The organism is Vibrio sp. 10N.261.55.A10 (assembly GCF_041470825.1).
GTDB classification, from domain to species: domain Bacteria; phylum Pseudomonadota; class Gammaproteobacteria; order Enterobacterales; family Vibrionaceae; genus Vibrio; species Vibrio crassostreae_C.
Window position 1 is genome coordinate 21,581 of sequence record NZ_JBFRNC010000070.1, and the last position, 18,134, is coordinate 39,714.

At 43.6% G+C, this 18,134-nt stretch carries 13 protein-coding genes; 6 read left to right on the top strand and 7 right to left on the bottom strand.

From position 1 onward, the window contains the following. Positions 1–229 precede the first annotated feature (229 nt). The 4 genes from AB4274_RS19555 to AB4274_RS19570 all read right to left on the bottom strand — a co-directional run bounded on the left by AB4274_RS19555 (position 230) and on the right by AB4274_RS19570 (position 5,997). Entirely contained in the window at positions 230–1,885 is a 1,656-nt protein-coding gene (locus tag AB4274_RS19555; protein ID WP_372113005.1) for a P-loop domain-containing protein, read from the bottom strand. 120 nt (positions 1,886–2,005) lie between these two features. Next, positions 2,006–3,913, bottom strand: a complete 1,908-nt coding sequence (locus tag AB4274_RS19560) for a GGDEF and EAL domain-containing protein (protein WP_017060077.1) — start codon at positions 3,911–3,913, stop codon at positions 2,006–2,008. Positions 3,914–4,092: 179 nt separating this feature from the next. Then, positions 4,093–5,292 (bottom strand): enoyl-ACP reductase FabV, encoded by a 1,200-nt coding sequence (gene fabV, locus AB4274_RS19565; protein WP_136974599.1) that lies wholly within the window; start codon positions 5,290–5,292, stop codon positions 4,093–4,095. Between the two features lie 81 nt (positions 5,293–5,373). Then, complete coding sequence (locus AB4274_RS19570) at positions 5,374–5,997, bottom strand: arylesterase (protein ID WP_017069908.1); 624 nt, start codon at positions 5,995–5,997, stop codon at positions 5,374–5,376. Between AB4274_RS19570 and AB4274_RS19575 the strand changes: the two genes are divergently transcribed. The 3 genes from AB4274_RS19575 (at position 5,996) to AB4274_RS19585 (ending at position 11,100) form a co-directional block, all read left to right on the top strand. After that, positions 5,996–6,670: an ABC transporter ATP-binding protein gene (locus AB4274_RS19575; protein ID WP_372113007.1), complete on the top strand. Its 675-nt coding sequence runs from the start codon at positions 5,996–5,998 to the stop codon at positions 6,668–6,670. The two genes, AB4274_RS19570 and AB4274_RS19575, sit on opposite strands and share 2 nt — an antisense overlap. 1 nt (position 6,671) lies before the next feature. After that, the gene (locus AB4274_RS19580) at positions 6,672–9,110 is read left to right on the top strand and encodes an ABC transporter permease (RefSeq protein ID WP_372113009.1); all 2,439 of its coding nucleotides are present in this window, start codon (positions 6,672–6,674) and stop codon (positions 9,108–9,110) included. Between the two features lie 532 nt (positions 9,111–9,642). Beyond that, on the top strand, positions 9,643–11,100 hold the full coding sequence (locus AB4274_RS19585; RefSeq protein ID WP_102320815.1) for an FAD-dependent oxidoreductase: 1,458 nt from the start codon (positions 9,643–9,645) through the stop codon (positions 11,098–11,100). 159 nt (positions 11,101–11,259) lie between these two features. Here the strand turns inward: AB4274_RS19585 and AB4274_RS19590 are convergent, their stop codons facing one another. The 3 genes from AB4274_RS19590 to AB4274_RS19600 form a co-directional block, all read right to left on the bottom strand. Next, entirely contained in the window at positions 11,260–12,210 is a 951-nt protein-coding gene (locus AB4274_RS19590) for a biotin-dependent carboxyltransferase family protein (protein ID WP_102320814.1), read from the bottom strand. Further along, the gene (locus AB4274_RS19595) at positions 12,203–12,955 is read right to left on the bottom strand and encodes an allophanate hydrolase subunit 1 (protein WP_102320813.1); all 753 of its coding nucleotides are present in this window, start codon (positions 12,953–12,955) and stop codon (positions 12,203–12,205) included. Before AB4274_RS19595 ends, AB4274_RS19590 begins: the two co-directional genes overlap by 8 nt. Before the next feature lie 134 nt (positions 12,956–13,089). Next, complete coding sequence (locus tag AB4274_RS19600; RefSeq protein ID WP_102320812.1) at positions 13,090–13,833, bottom strand: 5-oxoprolinase subunit PxpA; 744 nt, start codon at positions 13,831–13,833, stop codon at positions 13,090–13,092. A 375-nt stretch (positions 13,834–14,208) separates the two neighbouring features. Here AB4274_RS19600 and AB4274_RS19605 point away from each other — a divergent pair, with 375 nt between their 5' ends. From AB4274_RS19605 to galE, 3 genes are all read left to right on the top strand, one after another. Continuing rightward, the gene (locus AB4274_RS19605; protein WP_102320810.1) at positions 14,209–14,745 is read left to right on the top strand and encodes a YfiR family protein; all 537 of its coding nucleotides are present in this window, start codon (positions 14,209–14,211) and stop codon (positions 14,743–14,745) included. Then, positions 14,745–16,721, top strand: coding sequence for a diguanylate cyclase domain-containing protein (locus AB4274_RS19610; protein WP_065584959.1), 1,977 nt, complete (start codon positions 14,745–14,747; stop codon positions 16,719–16,721). The genes AB4274_RS19605 and AB4274_RS19610 overlap by 1 nt, the downstream gene beginning before the upstream one ends. A gap of 82 nt (positions 16,722–16,803) precedes the next feature. After that, positions 16,804–17,817, top strand: coding sequence for a UDP-glucose 4-epimerase GalE (gene galE, locus AB4274_RS19615; protein ID WP_193840413.1), 1,014 nt, complete (start codon positions 16,804–16,806; stop codon positions 17,815–17,817). Positions 17,818–18,134: the final 317 nt, after the last annotated feature.

An 18,134-nucleotide genomic window follows, 5' to 3' on the forward strand; every position in this document is an offset into this window, starting at 1 on the left:
ACAAAAGATGATAAGTAATTGATGTAAAGATTGGTTTTATGAATTTATAAAGTTCAAGAGTTTTGACGACACTAGGGGTTAGGTCAAAAGAGGTTAGATAAATTTACGGCCCTCAGAATGAGAGCCGTAGAAGGTTAATTTGCTTATTTAGTGGCTTAGAAGCTTTAGTAAATTAGAAGATTAAAACTTCAAAAACCTAGAAGCACAATAAATCCGATATTTAACGAAATCAGTTCGAAGGCTTGAACTGAGATTTACGCATACGGTTCAGAGCAGCCATCACATCTAACGTTCTTGGTTTCGCTAGGTCACCGTAGTTAGGCATGTTAGCGTGCCATTCGTTTTCTAAAATAGCGTTAAACTCTTTAGCAGGGTTGTTTGACCAACCTGGAGTTTGTGCGAATTGGAACCAAGCCCAACCGATCGCATTCACTTCAGACGGTGATTCTAATTGCTCAAGCGCAGAAAGGTCTGCAAACTCTTTACCAAAACGCAGTGACTCTTTGCCTTTAGCATTAACACGGAATTTACCGTCAGTCAGAATGTTCATCAGTGAAGCACGGTTCAATGAACGCGGTACAAACGTTTCTAAAGCAGTTTCACATTCGTTAGTACGCTGAGTAGGGTGCTGAGCAATCACGTCTTTTGCTTTTTCAGTCACATCTACCGCTTGGTAGTCGTGCATTTGAATCACAGTGTTCGCGACATCTAGGTAATCACCAGAGCCACCCATTACAACAATGGTAGAGATATCCATCTCTTCACGAAGCTGACCAATGCGGTCGACAAGTGGTGTGATTGGCTCATCGCCTTTTGACACTAGCGCTTGCATACGCTCGTCACGAATCATGAAGTTAGTCGCTGACGTATCTTCATCGATAAGTAGAGTTTGAACGCCGGCTTCAATCGATTCTTGTAACCAAGCCGCTTGAGACGTAGAACCTGACGCATCTTGTGTGCTGAAGTCAGATGTGTCTTTCTGCATTGGTAAATGGTTGATGTAGTTTGACAGGTTCAAGCTGTGCACACATCGACCATCTTCAGCGCGGATCTTCATCGTATCAATCGCAGTTACAATGCCTTCGCGACCGTCACCAGGAATATGGTTGTAGATAGAACGTTCAACGGCGTTCAACAGTGTCGATTTACCATGGAAACCACCACCAACGACCAGCGTAATGCCTTTTGGAATGCCTAGGCCGGTCACGTCACCTTGGTTTGGAGTATTTAACGTAACACTCAATGATTCTGGAGCCGCGAAAGGTACCGCGTCTTTCATTGGAAGGTCGCAGTTACCCGCGATACGAGGTAACACACTGCCGTTTGCAACGAAAGCGGCTAGGTTGTTTTCATCCAATTGAGCACGCAGCGCTTCTTGGTCTTCAATCGTTTCACAATGTTTGATCATTGCATCGATGTTTAACTCACGCTCAAGCGTCGCGCGACGAATAAACTTCGGTAAGTAGAAAGTGATGATGTTGTTCGCTTTCTTAGCAAGAATGCTACGACCATCAGCTGGTAAATTAATACGGAAACGAATTTCAATGCCGTGGTCTGTGAATACAACAGCTGTGTTGTCTAATACGGTTTGACCCGTCAGCGCGATAGAAACGGTCGACTCTTGTTTCGCGAACTCAGAGAAGCTACGTGCGATAAAGTCACGAGCGGCTACTTGGTATTCGTAAGATTTTTCTTTCAGCCAATCTAACCCGGTCAAAGACCACGCGCGCGTTGCACGAAAACGAGAAGCTGACGCGTATGGGTCACCTTGGATGTGGTCGATGTGTAATTCAAAATCAGCAAAGTCGTATTGACCTTTAATTTGTTGATATGCACGGTAGTTTTGTTTTTCGAGCTTTTTAAGCTTTGCAGTCAACTGATCCATAACGAGGAATGCCTATATAAGGGGAAAGATAAAAACAGAAAGGCGGCGATTATAAAAATCACCACCTTTAGAGTAAAGAGAAAGTAGGCCTAAATCCAAAACTAACTGCTCTTTTTCGCTTTAAGCGTAACGAGTTGTCCCCAAATAGTTTTGATTGATTAAGCTGTGTTCGAATTCTTGGCTCGGCATTGGTCTTCCGTAAAGGTAACCTTGGCCCACATCGCAGCCTTCGTTAATAATAAATTGCTCCTGAACCTCCGTTTCTATGCCTTCAATCGTCACTTTTAAGTCGAGCTTTTTGGCAATTTGGACAATAGAACGAACAATTTCCGAGTCTTCGTGTGAGTTGAGCATTTGGTCGATAAAGCTCTTATCAATCTTAATGGTGTCGAATGGGAACTTCTTCAGATAACTGAAGGAGGCGTAGCCCGTACCGAAGTCATCTAGTGACAATGTAACGCCAATATCGTGCAAAGATCCCAAGGTATTCTTGGCAACCACTTCATCTGCTATCAGTCCACTCTCCGTAACTTCAAGTTCTAAGAAACGAGGCTCTAAATGATAGGTTTCGAGTAGGTGAACCACTTGTTCCGCAAAGTGTACGTTCTTGAGTTGAATTGCAGACACATTCACAGCCATCTTGAAATCTTCAACGTATTCGGACCACTCTTTGGCTTTTTCAATCGCATTGCGTAAAACAAAGCTGCCCACTTCGAAAATCAAACCGTTTTGTTCAGCCATGTGGATCAGGGTTTCGTTAGAGATATCACCCAAAACAGGATGTCGCCAACGAAGCAAAGCTTCAGCACCGACCCAGCGATGCGTCAACGGGCTAACTTTGGGTTGAAAGTAGAGCATAAGGTCATCATTACGAACGGCTTGAAGCAAATAGCCTTCGATCTTATTAATGTGAGTTTGTTCTTCGGTATGGGATTGAGAGTAGTAAGCGAACTTTTGTCCTGAATCTTTGCAGGCTAACATCGCTTCAGAAGATTTCTGCAGAATGCTTTCCGCGTCATCTTCGTCGTTCGTAATTGCAATCCCAATAAACGCGTGCAAATGCACTTTGTCACTTTCGATGTCGAATTCTGAATGACCAACTTTAACGAGCGTCTGGCAAAGTTCTTCAAGGCGATGGTGTAAATCTTTAACGCTAAACGCCAATACGAGGTCAACCGAAGTAGGGCGTGCAGTTAATACATCGATATCAGAAATACAGTCGATGCGTTTTCGGTATTCAACAAGCACTTGGTCTAACGCGTTATAGCCGTAGCGTGCTTGTATGCGTCTACCGTTGGTAAAACCAATATGAACGACTGCAAATGAGCTGTCTGTCAGCCTTCTCTGTGACAGTAGCTTGTGGTTTAAGCGAGATTCAAATGCGTTTCGGTTTAAAAAGCCGGTGCCGAGGTCGTGATTCTTTTGGAAGTTAATCTTCTGTTCAGCCGCTTTTCGTTTATCAATTTCTTGATTCAACGAGTAATTAAGGCTCGCGAGATCTTTAGTGCGATTGTAAACGCGGTTTTTTAGGTCGCGATTCATTTGGGTAAGCTTGGCGTGTTGGAATAGGGTTTTAAGCTGAGATTCAATCGAAGTCCGAAAGCTCTCTAACAGTTTGATATAAGTAGGGGTGTAGTGATTCTCTTTCGAGTCCAAGATACAAATGGTGCCAAACAGTTCACCGTTAGGCCAAAGTAATGGAATACCACAATAGGAGACTAAGCCGAGTTTGATGTCTGGGTTGTTGTCCCACTTAGGATCGGCAAGCGCGTTAGGCACAAGAAGCTGTCGTTGAGTTTCCATCACTGTTTCGCAGTACAGCCCATTCCCCAGCGTTTCAGAATCACCTTTGTTGTATGGGTTGTTCTCGCTACGACTGGTTGAAAAAACTTCAATGTAATTGGCGTGAACACGCATGATTAGTGCTGCGGGCACTTGAGTAATTTGAGCTAAGAGGTCGACAATATTCTGCCAACCGTGCTCCATATCGTCTGGGATATCTAAATCGAGAGTTTTTATTTTCTTCATATGACTCCGAGTCAATTATGCTAAATGCATCAACACATCCTGTGTTAATTATGATGAACCAAAGAAAACTGTGAATCTTACGTTAACTAAGTATAAGAAATGTTGCACGAAAAAACCTCCGCAATTATGCAGAGGTTTTCAAATGTGAATCCGGGTCTCAGTAATGAGATAATTTTAGATTAAGGCTTTAACTTTATAAAATCTTCTGTATTAAGTTTCTGGCTATAATCTACCGATGGTTGAGCAAACCCATTTAATTGTAGAAATTCTTCTTTAAACCCTTGGTAATCCCCTAAGGTTTGGAAGTTATTTTCGTCCATCTTTTCTAGCAGTTCAGTTACGTGCGCTTGGGTTTCTGGGTCTAATTCCCAATCATCCATACGGATCAATCGCTCACCATCAAGTGGTACTTTGGATTGACCATAAAGTTTACTGCCAAACAGACGCTGCATTTGTTGGATACAACCTTCGTGGGTCTCTTTCTCTTTCATCACCTTATACAAAGCAAGTAAGTAAGGGCTTAATCCAGGGATGAAAACGCTCGCTTTAGTGACTAGGGCTTTACATACCGCCGCGTAAGCGTTGCCATCAAAGTTAGCTAACTCTAGATTAAGAGCGTGGCTGGTTTGGTGAAGGTCGATCTTAGCGCGTCCCAATGTACCGTCTAAATAGATAGGATGTGTGACTTCTGGACCCACATAAGAAAACGCGATTGTCTTACAACCCGGAGCAATAGATTCTGCGTTGATGAGCTCATCTATCCATTGTTCCCAATCTTCGCCTCCCATCACTTTGAGTGTGCTTTCGGCTTCTTCTTCTGTTGCAGCGTCGAGCGTGTTGGTCACCCAGTCGTCGTGCTCAAGGGAAATCGTCGCGCCAGTAACGCTTTCGCCAATCGGTTTAATAGCTGAGCGCCAAAATTCATCGGAGTCTGGTTTTGGTCTCACACCTGCGGCTAAGCTGTAAATGATGAGATCGACTTCACCTTCGAAGTAGGTTTCAATGGCTTCGACAACTTGTGAGCGTGTTTCTTGCGAAAATGCGTCGCCAACGATGTTGATAGCAGTGCGTTGCTCTCGTTCGGCTTCTTTTTTGAAGTAGATGTTGTTGTACCAACCAGCACTACCTAGGGATTTTTCGTTTGGACCGCGCTCGAATGAGACGCCGATAGTGTCAGCTTTTGCGCCGCCAAAGGTAAGGGCAATACGAGCGGCAAGGCCAAAGCCTGAGGAAGCGCCGATAATCAGTACTCGTTTAGGGCCATCTTTGATTTGCGGCGCACTCTTAACAAACTTGATTTGTTGCTTTACGGCTTCTTGACAGCCAAGAGGGTGAGCGCTTTTGGCTACCACACCCTTGATAACAGGTTCGATCAGCATAAATAACCTTACAGTTAACGGTGATATGCACTCAGGCTAACGTAAAGCTGTGTAAAATTTATTGAGCTAGACCATTAAAACTTAAAGATACTGATATAATTCTTCGGCGACGAATTCAGCAATCCAAGGTTGAGCTTCTGGTTTTGGATGCAGTCCATCGTTCATCATCCACTCAGGTTTGAGGATGATATGCTCTAGGAAAAACGGCAAAAGTGGCACGTTTTGTTGATCAGCAAGCGCTGCAAAAACGTATTCAAACTGCTGGTTGTAACGCTTTCCGTAATTTGGTGGGATTTTAATCTGCATCATTATAGGTTTGGCGCCCGCAGCTTTTATCTGCTCAATGATCTGCTCAAGATTTGCAGACATCAGCTTAGGTGGGAAACCACGAAGTCCATCATTCGCACCAAGTTCGATAAGAACGGTGTCTGGAGCATGTTCTTCAAGTAGTTGAGGCAAACGAGCTAAACCATTGCCCGTTGTGTCACCAGAGATACTCCCGTTAACCACGGTAACCGCTTTATCATGTTTTGCTAGCGCGTCTGGCAACAAACTTGGCCAACTCTGTTTGATGTCCATGTTGTAACCAGCACTCAAACTATCGCCAAGTACCAATAACTTTGAATCTTGAGCTGACGCAGAGCCTTGAGCTAAAGAAGCGGTTGAAAATAAAATAAAAAATAAAAAGGAAATTAGTCGAGTCATGCATACATCCATCATTAAAGCAGAAGCTGTTTCCAAGACAGTGTCTACTAATCAAGAACATTTAACAATCCTAGAGCGCGTTGATATCGATATTCGTGAAGGCGAAACGGTCGCGATCGTAGGCACGTCTGGTGCAGGTAAATCGACCCTAATGACGCTGTTAGCTGGTCTTGCTGTACCAACGAAAGGCGAAATCAGTTTATTAGGACAGCCACTTTCACTGCTTGATGATGAGGCAAGGGCTAAGATCCGCAGTGAATCGGTAGGGTTTGTATTTCAAAGCTTCTTGTTAATTCCAAGCCTTTCTGCGCTGCAAAATGTCACGTTACCTTGTTTGTTGAAGGGAGCAGACGAAGACATCGAACGCGCGACTGCTCTGCTTGAATCAGTAGGCTTGAAAGACAGGCTTGATCACTTACCGTCGCAGCTATCTGGTGGTGAACAACAAAGGGTCGCGTTGGCGCGCGCATTTATGATTAAGCCAAAAATTCTTTTTGCCGATGAACCCACAGGCAACCTAGACCAACAAACGGCAGCCAAAATTGTTGAGTTGTTGTTTGAATTGAACTCATCCCACGGCACAACTTTAGTTTTGGTGACACACGATCCTAAGCTTGCACAACGTTGCCAAAGAACACTCAAGATGCATGTCGGTCAGATAGAGGAAGTCTAAATTGAATTCATCAAACGGACTGAATAAACGCCTGTTTTCATGGAGTATCGAAGAGATTCGACACGGCCAGTTGTGGCCAGTTTCAATCGCTTTAACGCTTATTATTGCTTGTGTATTTGCATTGTCGGCGTTGGCCGAACGTATGGAGCAGGTAATTGTTAAACAGGGCAAAGATGCGCTTACTGCTGATAGCGTGTTTATCTCAGCAAACCCAATTCCGCAATCCTTGTTAGACCTCACTCAAGTTGAACAATTAGAAAGATCTCAGTTGACTCGTTTTTCAACCATGGCATTCAGTGATAACTCAATGCAGTTAGTGACGGTAAAAGCAGTTGAAAGTAATTACCCATTACGCGGTGAAATGATCTTAGAGGGCGCTGATAAAGCATCAAGTAACCATGTTGAGCCGGGTGAACTTTGGTTAGACGAGCGTATATTTGCACAGTTAGAGGTTGAAATTGGTGACAATGTCACTATTGGCGATGCCGATTTAGCGATAACTGGACGAATCACTCAAGAACCAGGCTTAAGCTTTAACCCATTCCAACAGATGCCAGCCGTTCTGATTCATACAAGCGATATTGATGCCACGGGAGCGATTCAACCGGGCAGTCGTGTTAGTTTTAGGCTGTTTCTCAACGGTGATGATACAAAACTGCAAGCCGCGCAAGACAGCGTAGAATTAACACCAAGCGATCGCTGGCGTACTCAAGATTCTGCGAGCCGTACTAACGACATGTTCGAAAGCACGACTCAATATCTTTCGTTAACCGTTGCTATTGTTGTGATCATGGCTGCGACCACTTTGGTACTCACTTGCCAACATTATGTTGCGAGTCGCCGTAAAACCATCGCGATGCTTAAGAGTTTGGGTGCAAGCAAGCAGTGGATCGTTAAATGGTTGTCTGTACAGGTATCTTTATTAGTGGTTATCGGTGCAGTACTGGGAATAACTATCGGTATCGGCTTAGAGTTTTTGCTTCGTATACCTCTGGGTGACTTATTACCAACGCCACTTCCTAGCTATGGTATTGAACCTGCAATCTTGGCGATTTTATCAAGCATCTTAATTGGTGTTCCTGCTCTTGGTATCCCGTTAATTGGCTTGGTCAATACCTCGGCAATCAGCGTTATCCAATCAAGTCACCAGTCCAATGAAAGCTACAAGAAATATTTGTTGTTACTGGTACCGATTATTCCAATGATGCTGATGTATGGCGACAATCTATTGGTATGGATAGTTCTAGCGGGTATCGCTTGCCTGTTCTTAGTACTTGCGGTCGTTAGTACGCTTGTTCTGCGTTTGGTTGGCAAGTTACCGACATCTACGTCTATGCATTTAGCATTGAGCAGAATTAATCGCACACCTTTAGCAACGGGGATTCAATTTGGCTCTTTAGCGCTTTCACTGATGTTGCTGTCTATCATCTGGTTGGTAAGAAGTGATTTACTGTCAGATTGGCAGCAAACCTTACCCGAGAACGCACCAAATGCGTTTGCACTTAACATTGCAAGCTATGAAAAAGACAGTTATCTCGAGACGATTGATGCAAACGAAGTAGAGCGTACTCAAGCGTTTCCAATTATCCGAGGACGACTGACGACGATAAACGGTGTCGAAGCATCGGAATACAGTGATACCTCTGGAGAAACAGACGCACTAAGCCGTGAGATCAACTTCACTTGGGGAGGTAGCTTACCTAAGTACAATGAAGTATTAGAAGGCAGCTGGACACAAGAGCATGGCGTATCTGTAGAATCGGATGTCGCGGAGCAACTGGATCTAAAAATTGGCGATGAGCTGTCATTCACAATCAACAGCCAGAATGTTTCTGCCAAGGTGAATAGCATCCGCAAAGTCGAGTGGCGAGAAATGAAGCCGAACTTCTACTTCATTTTTACTCCAGATGTCTTGAGTTCAATCCCTTCTACTTGGCTAGTGAGCTTCAGATTAGAAGAACAACACAATCAGATGCTCAACGAACTCTCTCGAAATCATCCAACCGTGAGTTTGATGGATATTCGTAAGATGGGTAGCAAGATCCAAGAGTTGCTTAAGCAGATTGTTTGGTCGATTACCGTACTTGCGGCGTTAGGTGTGGTGGCGGGGCTGTTGCTTATCTTCACTCTATTGCGATTGAGCTTATCTCAAAGACAACAAGAGATACGCTTGTATCGAACATTAGGCGCGAGTAAGAAGCGAATTCTCAATACTATTTGGTGTGAGTACGGTTTAATGGCGTTAGTCGCAGGCTCAATTGCAGCCCTTGGTTCTGAGCTCAGCGTGGCAGGAGTGATGAACTTTGGTTTTGAGTTACAACCTTCACTTCACCCGATGTTGTGGATAGCGCTACCGGTGCTAACGTTCATCACATTAGCCGCGGTAGTGAATAGCTTAATCAAACGTTTGTTGGCACCAGTAAACAAGGATTTTGGCTAGTCGTTAGCGAGATCTAGCCAAGCGCTTAAAACGGTCTAAAAGTGAGATTATTTATACTTAGTCATGCACTATTTATAATACGTCGCTTTAGACCGTTTTTTATTTAACCAACCGGTAGCATAAGTAAAAAATATCGCACCTTAGATTCCACTGTTTTTAGCATTTTTTAAAACTAATTACCCAATAATGCCGATTTAATGAACAGCGGTTAGTCCCTGTAAACAAAGGGTTTGCGCAACTTAGCAAGAACGTTATCAACAGTTATCCACAAAAACGGTGGATAACTTTAGGGATAAGTTAACCGCTATGTTTTAAGAGTACTGAGGCAGCCTTTATGTGGCGTCACTTAGGACAAATTTGACTGTTAGAATAACCTTTAAAACCCTATCTGGAGTTATTGAGTCAAGAGATTATTTATGTTTTTTACATAGATATTAAATCCCGCCTATCTAAGACCTTGATAAAAATGTGTTTTAATTCATCGCAGAACAAAAGTAGAATAGAGGCAGTTAATCTTATTCTACAGAACACGATGAACCACAACAAAACGGATACAAATCAACCTTCTATTGCCATTGTTGGTGGTGGTATTGCCGGAACAACGAGCGCGATTCACTTTAGTGAGTTGGGTTTTAAGGTCACTATCTTAGAAAAAGGGCCGAGTTTGGTTAATGGTCCACCAATTTGCCACCTGCACGCTGGCGGCAATTTGTATCGAGATATTTCTGTAGAGCAGTGTCTTCAATTGCTCACACAGTCAATTGATACCGTCCGCTTATTCCCTCATACGATCAATATTCGTCCGACAATCATCGCCGTTCCGCACAGTGATGGTGGAGAGCCGTTGGATCTGCTTCCTCGTCTCAAGATAATCAAAAGCGCTTATGCCGATCTTGTTAAACAAGATAAAAGCAACCAAGTGCTTGGTGACCCGGAAGAGTATTATAAGCTGTACAGCAAAGAAGATTTATTAGCACTTTCTGCAAAAACGCAGCCTCTGAAACCAACATCGCTTGATGATTGGTGTATTCCTTTCGCCAAGCATACGGATTTAGAGACTCTTAAGTATCCTGTTGCGATGGTTCAAGAGTACGGTTGGAGTGTATTCCGCTTATCTGCGACCGCTCAATTGTCTTTAGGGCAACAAGCTAACTGTACTGTGTTCACCAACAGCCGATTACAATCTGTTGAGTCGACAGGCCAAGGCTGGTCTTTGACTTATACCGATGCCGAAAACCAAAGCTGCCAACTAACGACCGATTACTTGATTAATGCGAGTGGGTTTGAAACGGGTATTGTGGACGACTTTGTTGGCTCTAAGCAGCAAAGACTTGTTGAATTTAAAGCTGCGTACGTTACCGAGTGGCCATATTCGCAAGAATGTAAGGAAGAATGGCCAGAGGTTATCTTCCATGGCCCGAGAGGCACACCGCAAGGCATGGCGCAATTGACGCCATATGCTGATGGTGTGTTCCAACTTCACGGTATGACAGAAGGGATTACTCTGTTCGAGGGAGGGCTTGTTTCATCGTCAACAGACTCGTCACAGCCACAGTTGCCTTCGAAGCTGCTTAAGAAAATCGTATCGGGTTGGAGTGAAGAGCAGCTTGAATTAAGAACTCGCGCTGCCATAACGCATATGTCTCAGTTTATCCCAAGTTTCAGCTCTGCATTGGTCGGTGGTAAACCTTTGTTTGGTGCACAACAGATTCCAGGAACCGATCCAAGCTTAAGAGCTTCAGACGTTTCATTCTGTGGTGAACGCTATGCTCGACTTGAAGTAGTGAAAGCTTCTTCAACATTAGAAGCGGCACAAAAGGTTGCTGAGCAATGGTTTGATGTATCAGAGGCGGCATCTATTGAAGATACGCACTCAGTGACAATGTCACTTAATCTAAATGATATTGAAAACAGAGCGATAGATTTGACGCAAGAACGTGGATATCCAGAAGCGCTTGCAAAAGTGTCGGGGCAAGATCACGCTAAATAGCCAATCATCATCGACTGCGCTTAACTTCTTCAATTCGGCTTACTGTAATAGGTAAGCCGAATCTTCATTTCAACATCGGCTTAGATACCGAAACTCATCCAAACGACATCTTCCTAGGTAATTATTCTTAGCTACATAGCAATTAGCACATAGCAAAAACTAGTAGCCGAAAAATTGAGCCCATTGGCACCAAACATCTTGTAAGCCTAAGCGATCCCCCTTGCTGAACGATATCGCATGTCCAGGTTTTGCTTGTGCCAAGCGCGGTAAATCGATTCTTGCGACACATCCAATCTTCGGATAACCACCTATGGTCTGTCTATCATTAAGCAGCACGATAGGCTGTCCATCTTGTGGAATTTGAATCGCACCTAGGGCAATGCCTTCTGACAACAGCGAAATGTCAGGCGAGTCTACGGGCTCGCCACTGAGTCGATAACCCATCCGATTTGAGTTTTGGTCAACGTGATATTCCACGTTATACAAAGTTTCTCTTGCTGACTTGGAGAATAGCTCGCTTTGATAGCCTTCAATCACTCGTAGGTTCACGGGTAGATTGTAATCAGGCGTGTATCGGAAGGTAACACTCAACGCTTTAAACGGGCGCGAGAGTTGATGTTGGGTAAAAGCGATTTGTTGCCCTTGCTGGCATGGATCTCCATCTTGCGTTAATCCACCAATCTTTTCACGAGTCACTGTAGAGCAGCTATCAAGAGTTGATGGAACATCGAAACCGCCCTTAATGGCTAAATACGCCCTTAGACCATTTTTAGGCAAACCAAATGAGAGAACTTGCCCTTTAAAAGCTTGAAAAGTGCGCCAGTTAGCCTGTGGTTTACCATCGAGCTTCGCTTGTAAATCACCCCCGCATAGCGCCATCTCACAATCAAAATCGATTCGTAACGCGCATTGCCCAAGCGTGATTTCCAACGCCGCTTGGTTGACTGGGTTGCCCAATAGATGATTGGCCCAGCTATAAGAGTAATCATCAACCGGTCCACCTTGCGTTAATCCAAGATGAGCAACACCAAATCGCCCAAAGTCTTGAATCAAACTCAACGGACCGGGCTTAATCACTGTCAGTGTTGGTTTAGCTTTTGTCTTAGCCATTTACGATGCCTCCACCCAACTCTACAAACTCTTGTTTTGAAATCGCGTTGAAACGGACTGTGTCACCAACATTAAGCAGAGACAGCGGTCTTTGCGTGATATCGGCGTTCTTCAATTGGCTATGATCGAACAACGGAAGCGGGCAATTGCCAATAATATTCCAGCCGCCCGGTGAATCCGAAGGGTACACAGCTGTTTTAGTATCCGCGATGGCGATACTGCCTTTGGGCACATTTAAGCGGGGTGTGGAGTGCCGGGGTAAGGCAAGCTCATTAACCACATCCGACATAAAGGCAAAGCCAGGCGTAAACCCAATAGCACTGACGCTGTATGTCTGTGAGGTGTGATATTGAATAATCTCGTCCAGAGACAGACCTTTGTCTTGATATCGGTCTAAATCGAGCGCCGTTTCTGGTGAGTAATAGGCAGGAAGCTCAATCGTATCGCGAGTTTTACTAATACTAGAAAAGGTCGATAGAGCGTGATTCAACAAATTATTGAGTTGTTCAATGAGCTGCTGTTCTGATATTCGATAAGGTAGGTAATCGACCAATATAGTTTGGTAAGCCGGCGTCACATTCATCAACACCGGTGCTAAATTTTGGCGAATGGCATCGGAAAAGTGAGCCATGTAATGCGCATATTCGGCGCTAGATTGATTATTTGAAGGCGATAGTGTCAAAGTCACTAAAACGCTGCATTCCGCGACTGGCGCTATATTGAATTCAATCTGATTCGTCGTCATTTCGTTTCCATACGTTTGTTATCTTGCCTTTTTTAGCTTACTTGGCGTGTCTCACTTCCGTGTCCAAGCCAATACAAATCAATTAGATCTCACGAGCGATTAGACCATGCGTCATACCAATCACACGCTTCATACTAATTAAAAGCGTTGAGGTCTTGTCTGATTTTTCTAATTAATGCGATGGATTGAGGGTTATCACCATGAACACAGATAGTATCAGCTTCAATAGGCAGTCTTTCGCCCTCTAAAGTCGTAACCGAGCCATAGTTAATGATTTGCATAACTTGGTTATAGATATCGTCTTGATTGACGTAAACCGAGCCTTTTTGAGTACGTGGCGCTAATTGTCCGTTATTTAAATAAGCACGGTCGGCAAACGCTTCAAACAAGAGAGGCAAGTCATGGTCGTCAGCAATATCCAAATACTGTTGATTGTCTGATGAAGAGAGAATCATCAACGGGATGTTAAACTCAGCGACGGATTGGGCTACCGCATTGAACACATCAATGTTTGCCATCATATCGTTATAAAGAGCGCCATGAGGTTTCACATAGCCAACAGTGGTATGGTGATAGCGGCAAAGGGCTTGTAATGCACCGACTTGATAACAAACCAGCTCACTGATTTCGTCCATGGTGTGCGGAATAGAACGGCGACCAAAACCAACGAGATCTTGATAACCGGGATGAGCACCAATTTGGGTGTGATAGTGCTGCGCCAGTTTTATCGTCTTGGACATAACGTGCGGATCAGACGCGTGGAAGCCACAAGCGATGTTTGCCATATCGACCCATTCCATGACCGACTCGTCATCGCCCATCTTCCAATTGCCGAAACTTTCTCCCATGTCGCAATTAAGCAAAATCTTCGTTGTCACGTGGTGCTAATCCTTTACGTTGAGGTAAGTAATGACGGTCTTATAAATACCATAAATAAACAGTGACCTAACTCAAACTTTCGACACCGTAGATTTACCAGTATGGCATTTCATATATAGTTGAACTATTGATTAAAGGATTAATATCTATCTGTATATTAGGTGAGCACATGATATCCCGCCAGGTTTGCTTAGGACTAGCATTAACGATACCTGTTTTTGTCTCTGCTCAAGTAAACTCTCTAGACCAGCTCATGTCGATGAGCCTTGAAGAGTTGTCTATGTTAGATGTCGAAATGGAAACGGCTTCGAAAGTGACACAAAAACTTACCGAGATTTGTGTCAACCAAGAGTCCGTATATGTGAGGATCTCTCATGAATTCTAAGTGGCTCAAGTACCGTATTAAGCTCGGTTTTACGAAACTCAGCCTTGCCACTATAGCTATGTTTATTGTGCCTTTGAATACATCGGCGGCTAGTTTCAAGCCTTATGAAGTGAAAGCGGTGTACCTTTTTAGAATTGCCAACTTTATTCGTTGGAACGACGAGAGCACCATGAATACGGTTAACTTCTGTGTGATTGGCGATGAGAAGGTAAGCAAAGCACTGACGTCGATTACACAAGGGAAATCTATTCGTTCTCTCGCTATTCAAGTACATCAATTGGTGACTCATAAGTGTGATATCACTTATCTATCTGATCTCGATAATGATGAATTTAGCCGTAAAGCCCACTCACCACATACTGTGACGATTAGCGATATCCCAAACTTTACGGACATGGGAGGAGTCATTGAGCTAACGCACATCGATAATAAGCTAAAGCCTAAGATCAACTTAGTGAATGCAAGGCGCGGTGACTACGTCATTGGCTCGAACCTGTTACGAATCGCTATAGTGGAGGGCCAATAATGTTGTCTTTCATTAATAACATATCGATTAAAAACAAGCTGATATTACCCATTATCATCTTCATCGCAGTCACTTTTGTAACGATCCAATCGGTAAATTACACTGTCACGTTTGAGAGAGAGAAAGAGAGTCTTATTCAGCGTGTTAAAGTGCTAGCACAAGGTGTTGCTTATAACTTGCAAGCCGCGATTTTATTTGAAGACAAGTCATCGGCTCAGGAAATATTGTCAGCTTTCGTCGCAGATAAAGATATTGTTAGAGTGAAGCTCTATGACATCAACGAACAGCTTTTTGCCAGCTATCAGGTGAGCAACACTCTGGTTCCAAGGCCAAACGCAGAAGAATTAGACGATATCGCCGATCATCAATTTGCCATCTCTGAGCATTTCATCTTCTTGCTCGTTCCAGTGACACTGGATGGCGCAGTGATCGCGAACTTGAGAGTAACAATATCGAAAGAGACGTTTAATTCGATCTTAACGAATATTTTCAAGGTTGCGGTCGTCTACCTGTTGTTTCTGGTGATGTTAGGCGGAGTAGTGGTCAAATTGGTGCAACGCTTGATTATCGAACCGATGTTTGACCTCAATGAGGCGATGCAAGCCTTTGTTGAGCGTCGTTCGAAGCAGCCTAAATTAGTCGTAACGAACCGCGATGAAATCGGCGATCTGGTTCGAGCTTTCAATACCATGTTAGAAAGGCTTCAACATCGCGATAACCAAATCAATTTTACGTTAGACAAGTTACAAGAAGAAAAATCATTCGCAAATGAGGTCATTGAAACCGTTCAGCACTCTTTGTTGGTGGTGGATGAAAAAGGGCTCATTCTTCATGCGAACGCAGCTACTCGGGATATTTTTAAATGCTCGGAAGCCTTTCTTGAGAATTTGTTGATCCAAGAGTTGATCGCGACCAAGCAAACGGGTTACTTACAAGATGTTATTGATGCCAATATTGAACTTAATGACGAATTGCTGGAAACCACCGATCTCTTTCAATCAAAACGCTGGCTTCGTGTGAGCAGTCGTTCTTTGACAAAACATGGTCGTATTCTTTATGCAATCCAAGATGTCACCGACATAGAAACGGCCATGAGTCGCCAACGTATTGCTGCGGGTGTTTTCGAAAACAGTAAAGACGGCTTGATCGTGCTCAACTCATCCAATGTGATAACCATGGTTAACCCGGCGATCACACAACTTCTCGGTTATCACTCTGATCTGCTGGTGGGCAAAACACCATTTGAAGTATTTTCGTGGCAGCAATTTTCATCATTGATGCCGACAATTCGCAGTTCGTTAGACAACTATGGTCAATGGCAAGGTGAAGTGTGGGAGAAAAGCGCGTCCGGCACGTTAGTTCCAATGTTTGTCAAAGTGAATCGAATTGCCTCAGACAACGAGAAAGACGAGTTTGATATGGTATTAACGCTGTCTGATTTATCCAACGTTAAAGAGATGGAAAGACTCGAACACTTGGCTCATCACGATGCATTAACCGGGTTAGCGAATAGAGCGCAGCTGTATAAGGTTATGGATGATGTTGTCACGTCGAGCCACTATTCAAATCAGCATTTTGCGGTTATTTACTTGGATTTGGATGGCTTCAAAGAAGTGAATGACAATTATGGTCACGATGCGGGTGACGAAATCCTTAAAGAAGTGTCAAACCGGTTATTATCTCAGGTAAGAGCGGGGGATTTGGTTGCACGTTTGTCGGGTGATGAATTTGTTCTTATTATTAAACAGACAAACAAAGTCTTATTAGCGAAGTTAGCCGAGCGATTGTTGGATCTGATCGGGCAAGAAGTGAATTATAAACAGCGTTCACTTCATGTTGGGGCGAGCTTGGGTATCAATTTAGTTGATGGCTCAGAGCGTGATATTGACGTGATTCTAAAGGTTGCTGATGAGGCTATGTACCAAGCGAAACGCAAAGGAAAAGGTCAGTTTGTGTTCGCTCGTGAGGGTAAATAGGCACCGGTGTTTGTGAGCTCACCCTAAGTTGTTGTATCATAAGTGATAGGTTGAATATTTTTAATTAAAAGGTCTGCTAAGCATGAATGTTTTAGTTACAGGTGGCATGGGTTACATTGGTAGCCATACAAGTATCCAGATGATCAACGCAGGTATGACACCTGTACTTTTTGATAGCTTGTACAACAGCAAACCAAGCGTTCTAGAGCGCATCGAAAAAGTCTCGGGCGTTCGTCCCAACTTCATTGAAGGTGACGTTCGTGATAAAGCGCTTTTGACTGAAACTATGAAGCAACACAACATCGAAGCGGTTATCCATTTTGCTGGTCTGAAAGCCGTCGGAGAGTCTGTGGAAAAGCCTCTTGAATACTACGACAACAACGTAAACGGCACGTTAGTTCTTGTTGATGCAATGCGTGATGCGGGTGTAAAAACCTTGGTATTTAGCTCTTCAGCAACGGTATACGGCGATCCTGCAAGTGTGCCAATTACTGAAGACTTCCCAACCAGCGCAACCAACCCATATGGTCGTAGTAAACTAATGGTTGAAGAGTGTTTAACCGATTTCCAAAAAGCCAATCCGGATTGGAGCATTACACTGCTGCGTTACTTTAACCCTGTAGGTTCACATCCAAGTGGTGAGCTAGGTGAAGATCCGCAAGGTATCCCAAATAACCTAATGCCATTTGTCTCTCAAGTAGCAGTAGGCCGCCGTGAATTCCTATCTGTATTTGGTAGCGATTATCCAACAAAAGATGGTACTGGCGTTCGCGATTACATCCACGTAATGGATCTGTCTGATGGCCACATCGCAGCGCTTGAGAAAGTAGGGCGCAAAGATGGTCTTCATATCTACAACCTTGGCACTGGTAACGGTTCAAGTGTATTAGACATGGTTAAAGCGTTTGAGGAAGCGAGCGGTAAAGATATCCCTTATAAGCTTGTCGAGCGTCGCCCGGGTGACATTGCAGAATGTTGGGCAGATCCTGCTAAAGCTCAGAAAGAGCTTGGTTGGAATGCAACACGTACACTGACTGAAATGACTGAAGATACATGGCGCTGGCAGTCAACCAACCCTGATGGTTTCCCTGGTTGATCTAGTTGTTTCATGAATAGTTAACTTGCAAAAAGATGCTTTAGGGCATCTTTTTTGATCTAAATCGAATAAAAAGTAAATTAGTGGTTAAAAAGTATCATTCTGTATCTGTTGTGTTATCATCCACGCGAATTATATGTTTAATGTTAATTTTCTTTGGAGTTAATCATGGAACTAGCCCTAGTCATCACTTTCATTATTGCTGCAGCTGTAATGGTTAAGAAAGAAATGGCAGAGAAGTAATTTCACTTTATCCCTTTTTGATACAATTTTTAGTGAAATAATAAAAGCCAGCATTTGAAGTGACCCCGTAAAGT